General features: G+C 54.0%; 9 protein-coding genes and 1 tRNA gene. 9 read left to right on the top strand and 1 reads right to left on the bottom strand.

Going from position 1 to position 12,303, the window contains the following annotated elements; all coding sequences use genetic code 11:
* The first annotated feature begins 19 nt into the window (after positions 1-19).
* The 9 genes from pheT to AD666_RS24695 all read left to right on the top strand — a co-directional run bounded on the left by pheT (position 20) and on the right by AD666_RS24695 (position 10,721).
* A complete protein-coding gene (gene pheT / locus AD666_RS24735) occupies positions 20-2,398 on the top strand; it encodes a phenylalanine--tRNA ligase subunit beta (RefSeq protein ID WP_053158258.1) in 2,379 nt (792 codons plus the stop codon).
* A gap of 3 nt (positions 2,399-2,401) precedes the next feature.
* Positions 2,402-2,704: an integration host factor subunit alpha gene (gene ihfA, locus AD666_RS24730; protein ID WP_002553164.1), complete on the top strand. Its 303-nt coding sequence runs from the start codon at positions 2,402-2,404 to the stop codon at positions 2,702-2,704.
* Positions 2,685-3,041 (top strand): MerR family transcriptional regulator, encoded by a 357-nt coding sequence (locus AD666_RS24725; protein ID WP_003179985.1) that lies wholly within the window; start codon positions 2,685-2,687, stop codon positions 3,039-3,041. Before ihfA ends, AD666_RS24725 begins: the two co-directional genes overlap by 20 nt.
* Before the next feature lie 89 nt (positions 3,042-3,130).
* A tRNA-Pro gene (locus AD666_RS24720) sits at positions 3,131-3,207 on the top strand.
* 592 nt (positions 3,208-3,799) lie between these two features.
* Positions 3,800-5,143 carry a metallophosphoesterase gene (locus tag AD666_RS24715; RefSeq protein ID WP_172679668.1) on the top strand — a complete coding sequence of 448 codons (1,344 nt, stop codon included), beginning with the start codon at positions 3,800-3,802 and terminating at the stop codon, positions 5,141-5,143.
* The gene (locus AD666_RS24710; RefSeq protein WP_053158252.1) at positions 5,140-6,174 is read left to right on the top strand and encodes a GTPase-associated system all-helical protein GASH; all 1,035 of its coding nucleotides are present in this window, start codon (positions 5,140-5,142) and stop codon (positions 6,172-6,174) included. The genes AD666_RS24715 and AD666_RS24710 overlap by 4 nt, the downstream gene beginning before the upstream one ends.
* Positions 6,175-6,227: 53 nt before the next feature.
* Positions 6,228-7,229 (top strand): hypothetical protein, encoded by a 1,002-nt coding sequence (locus AD666_RS24705; RefSeq protein ID WP_047542318.1) that lies wholly within the window; start codon positions 6,228-6,230, stop codon positions 7,227-7,229.
* Positions 7,226-8,077 carry a hypothetical protein gene (locus AD666_RS24700; RefSeq protein ID WP_053158249.1) on the top strand — a complete coding sequence of 284 codons (852 nt, stop codon included), beginning with the start codon at positions 7,226-7,228 and terminating at the stop codon, positions 8,075-8,077. The genes AD666_RS24705 and AD666_RS24700 overlap by 4 nt, the downstream gene beginning before the upstream one ends.
* A 4-nt stretch (positions 8,078-8,081) precedes the next feature.
* Complete coding sequence (locus AD666_RS24695; protein ID WP_256222829.1) at positions 8,082-10,721, top strand: hypothetical protein; 2,640 nt, start codon at positions 8,082-8,084, stop codon at positions 10,719-10,721.
* Between the two features lie 276 nt (positions 10,722-10,997).
* On the opposite strand, the gene AD666_RS26365 is transcribed toward AD666_RS24695, so the two are convergent.
* Positions 10,998-12,146, bottom strand: a complete 1,149-nt coding sequence (locus AD666_RS26365; RefSeq protein WP_082339959.1) for a reverse transcriptase family protein — start codon at positions 12,144-12,146, stop codon at positions 10,998-11,000.
* Positions 12,147-12,303: the final 157 nt, after the last annotated feature.

The following is a 12,303-nucleotide window of genomic DNA, read 5'->3' as shown; positions in this document are numbered from 1 at the left end:
AACTTTTTAGGAGAACAGGATGAAATTCAGTGAACAATGGCTGCGCGGCTGGGTAAGCCCGCAGGTAAGCCAGGACGAGCTGGTGGCTCGCTTGTCGATGGCCGGTCTCGAGGTCGATAGCGTAACGCCGGTCGCGGGTGAATTCAGCGGCGTGGTGGTGGGCGAGGTGCTGAGCACCGAGCAGCATCCGGATGCCGATAAACTGCGGGTCTGCCAGGTCAGCAATGGCACGGAAACCTTCCAGGTGGTGTGCGGCGCGCCAAACGTGCGCCCGGGCCTGAAGATCCCGTTCGCCATGATCGGCGCCGAGCTGCCGGGCGACTTCAAGATCAAGAAAGCCAAGCTGCGTGGCGTCGAGTCCAACGGTATGTTGTGCTCCCAGGCCGAACTGCAGATCGGCGAAGGCAACGACGGCCTGATGGAGCTTCCGGCTGATGCGCCGGTTGGTCAGGACATTCGTGAATACCTGAACCTGAATGACGCCAGCATCGAGGTCGACCTGACACCGAACCGTGGCGACTGCCTGTCCCTGGCCGGTCTGGCCCGTGAAGTCGGCGCCCTGTATGACGCCCCGGTAAGCCGTCCTGTGGTCGCGCCGGTCCCGGCCGTGCACGATGAGGTACGGTCGGTTGAAGTGTTGGCGCCAGCAGCATGCCCGCGGTACCTGGGTCGGGTGATCCGTAATGTCGATCTGTCGAAGCCGACGCCGCTGTGGATGGTCGAGCGCCTGCGTCGCGCCGACGTACGCAGCATCGATGCCGCCGTCGACATCACCAACTACGTCATGCTGGAGTTGGGTCAGCCGCTGCACGCGTTCGACCTTGCCGAAATCAACGGCGGTATCCGCGTACGCATGGCCGAAGAGGGCGAGAAGCTGGTCCTGCTCGACGGGCAGGAAGTCACCCTGCGCAGCGATACGCTGGTGATCGCCGATCATTCCCGCGCACTGGCCATTGCCGGCGTGATGGGTGGCGAGCACAGCGGTGTCTCCGATTCGACTCGCGACGTGTTCCTTGAAAGTGCCTTCTTCGACCAGATCGCCGTGGCAGGCAAGGCCCGTTCGTACGGCCTGCACACCGACGCTTCGCATCGCTACGAGCGTGGCGTGGACTGGCAACTGGCCCGTGAAGCCATGGAGCGCGCCACTGGCCTGCTGCTGGACATCACCGGTGGCGAAGCCGGTCCGATCATCGAAACCGTCAACGAGCAGCATCTGCCCAAGGTGAAGCCGATCACCCTGCGTGCCCAACGTATTTCCCAGATGCTCGGCATGGACATGGACGCTGCCGAAGTCGAACGCCTGCTGGGCGCCCTGGGCCTGAACATCAGCGCCGATGGGGCAGGGCAGTGGCGTGTCGAAGTGCCAAGTCATCGCTTCGATATCAGCCTGGAAGTCGACCTGATCGAAGAACTGGCCCGTCTGTACGGCTACAACCGCCTGCCGGTTCGCTACCCGCAAGCTCGCCTGGCCCCGCAAGCCAAGGCCGAAGCCCGTAGCGAGCTGCCCGAGCTGCGTCGCTTGCTGGTGGCTCGTGGCTACCAGGAAGCAATCACCTATAGCTTCATCGATCCGCGTCAGTTCGAGCTGTTCAACCCGGGCGTCGAGCCGCTGCTGCTGGCCAACCCGATTTCCAACGACATGGCGGCCATGCGCTCGTCCCTGTGGCCAGGGCTGGTCAAGGTGCTCCAGCACAACCTGAACCGCCAGCAGGATCGCGTGCGTCTGTTCGAAAGTGGCCTGCGTTTTGTCGGTCAACTGGAAGGCCTGAAGCAGGAGCCAATGCTGGCCGGCGTCGTCTGCGGCAGCCGTCTTCCGGAAGGTTGGGCGCAAGGTCGCGATGGCGTGGACTTCTTCGACGTCAAGGCTGACGTGGAGGCAGTGCTGGGCTTTGCCGGTGCGCTCGACGCGTTCACCTTCGTGCCGGGCAAGCATCCTGCCCTGCACCCGGGGCAAACCGCGCGTATCGAACGAGACGGGCGTGAAGTCGGTTATGTCGGTGCGATTCACCCGGAACTGGCGAAAGCATTGGGGCTGGATCGTCCGGTCTTCGTTTTCGAGCTGGTTCTGAGCGAAGTGGCCCAAGGGAAAATGCCGAAATTCCAGGAGTTATCGCGCTTTCCTGAAGTGCGTCGTGACCTTGCCTTGCTGGCTGATCGCGAGGTTGCCGCCAGCGCCGTACTGGACGTAATCCGTGAAAATGCAGGCGAGTGGCTGACGGACCTCAGGCTATTTGACGTGTATCAGGGTAAAGGTATTGATCCGCATAGAAAAAGCCTTGCAGTCGGCTTGACCTGGCAGCATCCATCGCGCACTCTTAATGACGATGAGGTGAATACCGCAACGCAGAATATCCTCACCTCGCTAGAAACCAGGTTAAACGCCACGTTAAGGAAGTGACGTATGGGGGCTCTGACGAAAGCTGAGATGGCGGAACGTCTGTATGAAGAGCTGGGCCTGAATAAACGGGAAGCCAAAGAATTGGTGGAACTGTTTTTCGAGGAAATCCGCCACGCTCTCGAAGACAACGAGCAGGTCAAATTGTCCGGTTTCGGCAATTTTGACCTTCGGGACAAACGCCAGCGGCCTGGCCGCAATCCGAAAACGGGTGAAGAAATCCCGATCACCGCTCGCCGCGTGGTCACCTTTCGTCCAGGGCAGAAGTTGAAGGCCCGAGTTGAGGCTTATGCTGGAACCAAGTCATAACGACGAGCTACCCGTCATCCCGGGCAAACGCTACTTCACCATTGGTGAAGTCAGCGAGCTGTGTGCGGTCAAGCCGCACGTGCTGCGCTATTGGGAGCAGGAGTTTCCTCAGCTCAACCCGGTCAAGCGCCGCGGAAACCGCCGGTATTATCAGCGCCAGGACGTGCTGATGATCCGGCAGATCCGCGCGCTGCTGTATGACCAGGGGTTTACCATCGGTGGCGCACGCCTGCGCCTCTCCGGTGACGAGGCCAAGGACGACACAACCCAGTACAAACAGATGATCCGCCAGATGATCGCTGAGCTTGAAGATGTGCTGGTGGTGCTCAAGAAATAAAATTCTGCTTTAAATACTTCCAGTTTTCAAAAGCTTGCGTTATATTCCTGAGCGTTCCGCTGAGAAGCGAAACAAGATTCACGCCTAGTCGGGGCGTAGCGCAGTCCGGTAGCGCACTAGCATGGGGTGCTAGGGGTCGAGTGTTCGAATCACTCCGTCCCGACCATATTATTCAATGACTTAGCCCAATCTTCACCGGTTGGGCTTTTTCATGTCTAAAAAATACTCCCACATTTACTCCCACGGATATTTTGGATCTGGATAGCGTTGCCATCCCGAAGGCGCAATTGTGTTCTGATCTCGTGTCCGGAGGCTCTCCGTGCCAAGGCAATGCTCTGAAGTGGCAAGTGCGTTCGTCTACTGCATTGCCTATATCGGAGATCCGCGAGGCGAGCACCGGGGATGGGTATTGACGGATAGTCTCGGTTGCTGCTGAGGCCATTCAGACAATCTCTCAGGCCGGCAGAGGCATTAGGTATCACGCAGTTTCAGCGGCGTGACGTGGAGAGGGCTGATCAAGCATGGTCCCACTCAGCGAGCCGCAACCATCAGCAGCAACCACGGGTGGACGTGGGTATAGCATTTTGCTAGCTTCGATTCATTGCCCGTTACTCCCTAGGTGACCTGTTCGGCGTCGACTGACCCGTTTTACAGCTCTGTTGGGTACAACCAAGTACCGCCTAGGGTTGAGGTCGCGCGCAAGGACAGTCTTCCAGTCCCTTTCACATCAGTTGCATGAGGCAAACAAGGAGTTCAGTTTGGCGGCCGTATTTATCCACCTCTCCGATATTCACTTCGGACAAGAAAAAGCTAGCAGCATTCGAATAGTCAACGAGGACGCTCGCAGGCAGTTAATCGAAGATGCGGCCGCACACGTGGCTACACTACCTACCAGAACAGCTTCGGGCATCTTAGTGACGGGAGACATCGCATATGCTGGCAAACGTCATGAGTATGACGCAGCTGGATTGTGGCTTGATGAACTTGCCTCCCGCGTTGGTTGTACGGCAGCTGATATTCAAATGGTCCCAGGAAATCACGATGTCGATCGAGATCAGATCAAAGGATTGACTGAAATGATGCTCGCGGCGATCGGTAACGAAGGTGAAGCGAAGCTGGATGATTTTCTTGAAGAGGCGGTGGCAAGAGAGGTCCTTTATCTTCGCTTTGAAGAGTACCGACGCTTCGCCGACGCTTACCAGTGTCCGCTCGACTGCAGCGGCAATAGCAGTGCAGAGCGTAGGGTGGAGCTCGCCGATGGACGAGCGATTCGCTTTGTCCGACTTAACTCCGCTCTGATTTGTTCGAGGCGTAAAGACGAAAAGGGAAATTTGCTTCTGGGAGCCCGCCAGCGAGTTATGAATGAGGCGATCGGCGAAGAGCTGGTGGTGCTAACTCATCATCCACTTGATTGGTACGCCGACTCGGCTGAGACCAAGAGGTTCTTAAGAAGCCGAGCTCGAGTTTTCATTTCCGGCCATGAGCACCTGGCAGCAGTAGATGTCCAAAACGTAGAACCTGGGCGCGACCTCATGATGCTTGCCGCTGGAGCTACGACACCTGATAGCTTCGATGACACCTACACTTATGCTTACAACATTATCCAGTTTGACTGGGATGAGAACGACGATGCTCTTGCCGTGACACTGTACGCCCGAGCATGGAACGACGACATGAAACGGTTCGAGTCGGACGATGTGCGTCTTGGTGGGCATGGGCAACGAACCGTTTTAGGTTCACCCAATTTCCTTAAGGCAACAAGGCCTTCCATCGGCACCAGGGTCAAAACAGGCCAGGATATGGAGCCGGCGCCGGTCGAGATTATCTTACCGCCGGAGGAAGAGATGGGCGGCAACTCGCGCGTTGATGAGACGGAGTATCAGAATCTCCATTTGCGTTTCTTCCGCGATCTTACAGAGGGCGAACGACTTCGTATTTTGGTGGAGCTTGACGCCGTACCTAATGAAAATATGGATCATTTTACTCACGAGACGGAAAGTAAACTTCTCCGAAATATCGCTAAAATGAATCGTTTCGATCAACTGCGCGAAAAGGTGGAAGAAGCCCTCACCAAGCGTAAAACCAACAAGGACAATCAATGAGCAACATGGCCGAATATGCTCGTATTTTTGATACTGGTACTGACGACGGATTGGTGGAGAAACGATTAAAAGCTGTGGCCGAAATCAAAGCGTGGTTTGAAAGTCTCACCCCGGATTTGGCCATTAGTACCGCGAGTCGTATTTCTTCCTCATTCGGCACCAGCGCATGTCTTCCCGATGAAATTGCAGTCATTGGTGAAGAAAAAATTCAGCGGCATGCTGTCTCATTTGTTCGGTCCGCTAATCCAGATGATCTGCAAATCAAGGTGGTTTTGGCAGTCGCCGCAATCGACGTTTTTCAAAGTGTCACTGCTAAAAGCGGTGGAACTTCGGTGGATGCTCTGGCGGCGGCCTTCTGGTCAGCCCTTGCGTTTCAGCGCCCTCTTGAATTGGGGAAGGTTGAACGCCTTCGTCAAGACTTGCTGGCAGCCAGCCGCACACATGTGCTGAAAATTGCCGATGCCGCGCGGGCGCGGCAGACGGTACCATCAATCGGTCTCGTGTCCATCAGCCAGGATTCAACACAGCCGTCTAGGGTCAATAAAGCCTTTAGCCAGGCCGTAGAGCCAATGATCTCGGCGATGCGTGAAAATGCTGTACTCGACCGTGAAGAGCTGGACTTTATGTGGTGGCTCCTCTCCGGGCGGAGCGAGTTGCTGGACGAGCCGCTCGATAGCTTGCCGGGTGCAGTTCGCGCCGTCGCCGCCGGATTGGATGGGGCGCTCAAATTGAGAAGACTTCCAGCAGACGCTCACCGCAACATCGTTCTGCGTAATATTGAGAATGGCGAACCGTTGTCACTCATGGAGCTTATCGAGCTTTTAGGTGAACGCCGTACTAAATTAGCCACGAATTTTGATTCGATTAAGGCTGATGAATCTGCGGTATTTCCGCTTATGGCGGCGATTAAAACCGGGAGTACTGATGCTTGCGCATCGGAGGAAAAGAGGACCGCTTGGGAATGGGGGGCCCGCGCGTTACTGGAGGGGGCAATTCAGCATTTGCGTAAAGGGACGGCCAACGGACTATGACCGAGCCAGTGTGTACAGTCCCGGAATGCACATACTCACAGACTGGGGTATGCATGCAGAGCTATGCCACGCTTGAGGAGTGCCCTGCTCATCACGCATTGTTGTCCGTGACTGACGATTTGGACCTCTTGAGGGATGAGACGAGCACCGATTATGAGGGGAAGACGGTCTCTGAAATTAAGGCAGACCTTGGTCTAGGTGAGGCCGTCCTAAATGCGCCCATGCACAAGGCTCAGTTGCCACGCAGTGGCACACTTGGATTAGCAGAGGCTGATCTACTGATGAGCGAGAGATACGTCAACCTGATCGGCATTGTTGGTCTACCCGATGCCGGTAAGACAGCCTGTATTGCAAGCCTTTATCTACAACTGGCTCATGACTCCCTCGAGGGCTTCAGCTATGCAGATAGCATGACGCTCATGGCGTTGGAGGAGATTTCCCGCGGTTCACGACGCTGGAATGATGGCCGTCCTCCTAGACAGATGACGGTCCATACAGAACTGCCCGATGACAGGCAGGCGGGCTTTTTACATCTGAGGTTGCGACGCCATTCAGACGCTCACAAATTCGATGTTTTGATGCCTGACCTCCCAGGCGAATGGTCTCGGAGCCTGATTCATACTGGCGATTCAGAGAGATTCACCTTTCTCCAGGCCGCCGAGGTTATTTGGATTATGGTGAACGGCCGAGACTTTCTTGACGTTAAAACTCGCGAACTGGCAATCCATAGGACGACGAATCTCCTCGAGCGTCTTTCTTTGCTGCTTCCAGTCTCACGGCCAAAAATTATTCTCGTCGCCAGTTGGCGAGACAGCGGAAGCATCCCTGAGCAGGTATTAAAGCGCGTGCAGGACTCGGGCGGAGAATTTGGTTTCAAGATTGAGCTTGCTTCGATCGCATCTTTTTCTGAAAGTCACGAAGTAGCACCGGGTTCTGGTTTTGCTGAGCTAATTAGTCTGTCGCTTAAGCTCTCAGAGAAAGCTCCAGATCCATGGCCTATGGATCAAGCGTCGAATTCGCATCGGGCGTTTCTCAACTTCGGAAAGAATTTATGAATCGGAAGTCTATAATTCTTGTAGGCGGGCCTGACTCTGGTAAGAGCAATTACGTAGGGAGGCTTTGGGCCGCGCTGAAAGCTGGAAAAGGGCAACTGCAACGCGCAGGTATGCCGCAAAATATTGAGTATGTCGAGAGCATCTGCGAAAACTTGCTGCAAGGCGAATTCGCTGGTCGAACGGACACCAATACTGAGCGGCAGGATTTTTGTGTACCGCTCAAACTTGAGCAGAGTAATAATCCGACTGAATTAATCGTCCCGGATTTCACTGGTGAGCTTTGGCGAGACGCGGTGAAAAACTCAGACATCCCACGTGAATGGTTGGACACGTTGGAGAGCGCTGAGGGTGCGCTGCTCTTTGTGCGAGTACTTTCACCCCTGAACGTGCAACCGCTCGACTGGGTGGCCACACGAAGTGTCCTTAGCTTCATCGGAGAGGGGAACGAGGAGGTGGAGCTGCCTACTCAAGTGATTCTTTGTGAGCTCTTACGTCTCTTGCAGCAGCGTCTCTCTGTGAGACCAGATGGTAAAAAACCACGAGTGGCCATTGTTGTGACTGCTTGGGATAAGTTAGACGCTGCTAGCCAAGAAGCTGGTCCGCAGGCCTATTTACGTAAGCAATTTCCATTATTTGCTGGGGCGCTGGAGGATGCTCGGCGAGTCGAGGCGCGAGTCTACGGGGTCAGCATCGTGGGCGGAGATCTGCAGTACGACCCTGACTTTCAGGAAAAATATCAGAGTATGATCATGGCTGAGAGTGGTTCCGTTACTCTCGAGCGTGATGGCGCATGGTATCAAGATGCTGATGTCACAATACCTGTAGCTTGGGCGATTGGCGCCCAATGAAATCATGACAATTTTAGATCAGCAGCTACATGGCTACCGTAATGGGCATCAGCTCCTCTCTTCTTCGGCCAAGCTGTCCAAGGCCGATCAGGATTTGGTTGACCGCCTATCTGACGTGGCCGGACCGCTTCGACCTGGCGAGCATTTTGATTCCTACCTCACCTGCTACCCACTTCCATCGGGATCGTACTACGTCATTGCACGAACGTGGCAGGACTTGGATGCGCCGAGAGCGGGTTGTGTTCGAACCCGAAGTTATTTCATTCCGGTGCCGGATTGGACCACTAATGTTGACATTCTGGCATTGGTTAAATCGCTTACTCTCGAAGGACCCACCGCTCCCGCTAAGCGGATTCATCTTGCTCGAGAAACTGGTACGTTTGCGTCAGTTGACGCCGCTGAATGCATCGAATTGGTCGAAGCGTTGTTCCTTGAGGATCGTAAACCGATTGTCGTTTTCGATGCCTCTAAGCCGGAAGGAATTACGCTTCGGCTTCTGACAGCGCTATGGCCGTCTTTGCGAACAAGATTTGCTGTCTCCACTTTTGCTCTATCACCTCGATCCATCGGCAGCATTAGCTTTGACCTAGTGTTCGCGCCCAAGAATGCCAGGTCTCGCTTCAGTGATTGGCCGGGTCGTCGCATTGATGGGCGCAATTTTGCTGAAGGCCGTCACCGATGGTCTCGAAAAATTGTGCAGAGCGTATTTCAGGATCAGCCGCCTGTTCTGCTGAGCGACGATGTGTTGGGTGAGCTATCGACAGCCCAAGGTGGAACCGAGGCGGATTTGAGGATATCTCTTCTTTGGAACGAGCTGTACGAAAAGCTGGAAGTTTCACCCAACGCAGCATTGGGACTGTTGGACATTGCAAATAGCCGATCTCCTCGTAATATCAGGGCAATTAAGCGACTTGAGCCGGAACTCGGTATTGCGGCAACACGTGCCGCTGAATCGCTCCCGTCCACCGACGCTTGGCGCTTTTTATTAGCACTTACGGAAAAGCTGAATGGCGTACGGCTAAAGCTTTCATCGGCCAAGGCTATCCGCAATGCGGCGATGAACTTAGCCGCGAAGTCCCCAAACGATGCTATTCGCAGTGTCGAAATGCTTGCTTCTAGTCGAGGTCGTAAGCTGCTCATTGGTGCGATTGGAGACGGATTGTCCCAGCGGTTTGACACTGATGTTGCTGAAGGGATAGCCGCGCTTCAGCCGGCGAATGTACTTCAACTCTTATTGCTAAGCTCCCCGCTCTCTAAAGTGGCCCTAAAAAAATTTCCGAGCCTCTCAGAACCGCTTGCGACGGCCATTGCTAACGCATCGAAATCAACTCGTGATTTAGCGACGCGGCGTATTCTGAAATACTTAGTCGAAGAACTATATGCTCCGGCCGCGCGGTCCTTGATCGCTGAACTTGATAAAGAAGAACTGTTGGCGGAAACCAGCTTACTCTTTGAGGCAAACCGTCTCGCTGCTGAGAGCCTGCACCGACCTTTGGCCGAAAGGGCAAAGGAAATAGGCGCACTATCTCCTTTACGCACCCTGACCGCTAGTTTTCCAGAGAGTGCGGGAGCAGATGCGCTCCTTACTCATCTTATAGCGCCAGTCAGGGAAGACCTCGAATGGATAATGACTCTTAGTCTGATCACGGATCAGCGACGGCTTCAACATGTATCCCGATTGTTGCAGTCAGCCAGTTTAGGTCAACTAAAATCTATGCTCGGAGGTGTGAACGAAGCTGACGTGTTAGAACTATTGATGAAGGATCTTAGTGAAAACGTCGATATTGTTAAACGGATCCTGAACGCCAATGTTCTTTCTGCGTCTTCAACGATCAATATGACGCTGCATCTGCTGCCATATGCAGCTGGTGATGATGTCGCAAGGCTGGCTTCGCGCGCGGTGGAGGTCATTCTGGGGCGCGAAGCGGGTGAGGTTGACAGTACTGCATTAGCATTGTTACTTCAGACCGCCGGTGATTGCTTGGACGGGCGCAGGGCTATCTTCATTGGATTGAACAAGAAGACATCGGCTAATGTATTTGCAGGGCATTTATCAGCCTTTAATCATTCATCTAGTGAAGTTCGCCAGCAAATAATGTCTGCAATCCCCGAACTTGCTACAGCTATTATCGCGAGAGGACGAATTGATTATCCGGAGTCGGCGGTCTTGGATGCGGCCAACTTGCTTTGGGATTCTGGTGCCCGCCACCAGCGCGGATTTCTCGACGCATCTGCGGCGTTAATGCCATTCCTATTGCAAGCGAGACACGATCCTGTTTCGCCACTGATAGCGGCTGCATTTCCACCAGTTTACAAGTTGTTGATGAAAGAAAATAACGCACCTGACATCCTGAAGTTTTTTCTTTTCGTTGATTGGGACAAGTGCAAAACTGCGCGCCATCATTTGGTAGATGCGTTTATGCATTCAAATTGGCGCGCTACGGACATAGCGCTGGCTGCCGCACGTGCAGGAGATCTCGACAAGATACTTCATCGCATCGCTGAACAAGCTGGGGGAGGGCAGCGAATTTTAGAGATTAAACGCGATCTATTACTCATCCCCGATCCATGGTCAAACCAAATCCGAGGAGCATTGAGATTTCTAACTCGCGATGACTCGTTATCAGATGGACCGAGTTTTTAGGTTTGTCAACTTCTCGCAGGAAACTGGTCAGAACCTGGATTTTCTTTGGGCCACCCTAACCTTGGCGCATTGTTGAAGGTGGTGTGTAAGCCGGAAGACTTCGGGAGGTATCAAATGACTGACCGACGCCATTCAACAAGGGCGTCACCTCCATACGCGGCAGTTGTTGGCCGCTTGCTGCCTATGCTTAAGGTCGGTAAAGGACACGTTGCAGCCCACCATGAGTGGCTGTGCCATAACATTTTTATCGGTCGCTAAAGGCGGTCGCTGAATGCTTCAAGTGTCCCAGTTGATTTTAACGAACAGCCTATTCATTTTAGATTCCCATTCCGGCTCAACCGATTTTGCATACGAGAGTTTGCCGACCAAGAAGTTGCGCAATCCCCAAAAGGAATCGAAGCCTCGGGCTTTCAGATGTTTTCGGACACCTATATCGGATCTTTGTAGGAAATGGAGGTGGGTACGAATTTCTTGTTTGAACTCCTTGGTTAGCCTGGGTTGGGCGCCGTCGACCAAGAGTCCTAAAACGATCTTCCGTGCACCTGGCGGCACGATCTGCGTTTTGCTTTTGTTCGGCCACAAGCCATTAGCCCGCATGAATCCATAGATCTCATGGATTTTTTTTACAACATCCTCTCTGACAAACTCTTCAGTTGAAGAGAACGTAAGGTCATCAGCATACCTGGTGTATATGAGCTGGTTGAGAAGCGCGAAGTTTTTAAGACTCTCATCTAGGTCACGGGCTGCCAGGTTGGACAGGTGGGGGCTTGTGGCCGCGCCCTGGGGCAGGTGGCCTATCTGCACAGTGTTGTATGGCAAGCCTTTTTTGTTTGGATCTGCCCGGTTCGAGTACACCGGATTGCCAGAAGGACGTGTACGCGTGCAAACCCTAGCCAGTTCGAAAGCCACTAAAGGCTGGTACCCAATGGTTCTAAATATCTCGTAAATCTTTGGCTCTAGAATTGACTCAAAAAAGTTCGTGGCGTCCAGCTTGATAAGCCATCTACAGCCGGCGTGCATGCTGGCAGCGTCGTAGACACTGCTCCCTGGGCTGTAAGCATAGCTTGCTTCGTGGCCAGGGATCTTTGCCAGGATCTCCCTGTTAATCCACCGCTGAGCTTTCAGGAGGTAGGGGTGAGGGGCGCACACGAAGCGAAACCGTTCACGGCCAAAACTCCTCACCTGCTTCTTCAGCTTGAAGACCCGGTAAGGCTCTACCTGCTTGTTTCTCGCCACTACCATTCGCAGGAAACCGTAAGGTACACCTGTGTAATGCGCCAAATGCCGTAGTGTAAAAACCGGGGGGAAATTCGGGTTGCATTTATGCAAATGCTTAGCTGTTTCGGCTGCCGTTTTGAGGATGGCAGGGGCAACGCCTTGATCGTTGCCAATTCGAATGTAGTGCTGAGAGCTCCAGCGATTCATCTACCTTAGATTCCGCTCTGGCGGATGGGTGCCTCGAAGCCCGCAAGACTCCGCCGGCGAAGATGCGAGGTACCCAACCTCCTGTAATGCGAATGTTCTTCCATCGGACAGCATAGCCTGCTTCCTACAGCCTCTACCAATTGCAGAGGATTCTAGA

Source organism: Pseudomonas sp. Pf153 (genome assembly GCF_001269775.1).
Classification (GTDB): domain Bacteria; phylum Pseudomonadota; class Gammaproteobacteria; order Pseudomonadales; family Pseudomonadaceae; genus Aquipseudomonas; species Aquipseudomonas uvaldensis.
The sequence above is the reverse complement of the archived record's forward strand: the minus strand, read 5'-3'. Positions and strand labels throughout refer to the sequence as shown.

What these genes read in the sequence shown, in the direction of transcription:
- AD666_RS24700 (WP_053158249.1), top strand. Translation starts at nt 7,226, where the DNA reads ATGAATCGGAAGTCTATAATTCTTGTAGGCGGGCCTGACTCTGGTAAG.
- pheT (WP_053158258.1), top strand. Translation starts at nt 20, where the DNA reads ATGAAATTCAGTGAACAATGGCTGCGCGGCTGGGTAAGCCCGCAGGTA.
- AD666_RS24725 (WP_003179985.1), top strand. Translation starts at nt 2,685, where the DNA reads ATGCTGGAACCAAGTCATAACGACGAGCTACCCGTCATCCCGGGCAAA.
- AD666_RS26365 (WP_082339959.1), bottom strand. Translation starts at nt 12,146, where the DNA reads ATGAATCGCTGGAGCTCTCAGCACTACATTCGAATTGGCAACGATCAA.
- AD666_RS24710 (WP_053158252.1), top strand. Translation starts at nt 5,140, where the DNA reads ATGAGCAACATGGCCGAATATGCTCGTATTTTTGATACTGGTACTGAC.
- ihfA (WP_002553164.1), top strand. Translation starts at nt 2,402, where the DNA reads ATGGGGGCTCTGACGAAAGCTGAGATGGCGGAACGTCTGTATGAAGAG.
- AD666_RS24705 (WP_047542318.1), top strand. Translation starts at nt 6,228, where the DNA reads ATGCAGAGCTATGCCACGCTTGAGGAGTGCCCTGCTCATCACGCATTG.
- AD666_RS24695 (WP_256222829.1), top strand. Translation starts at nt 8,082, where the DNA reads ATGACAATTTTAGATCAGCAGCTACATGGCTACCGTAATGGGCATCAG.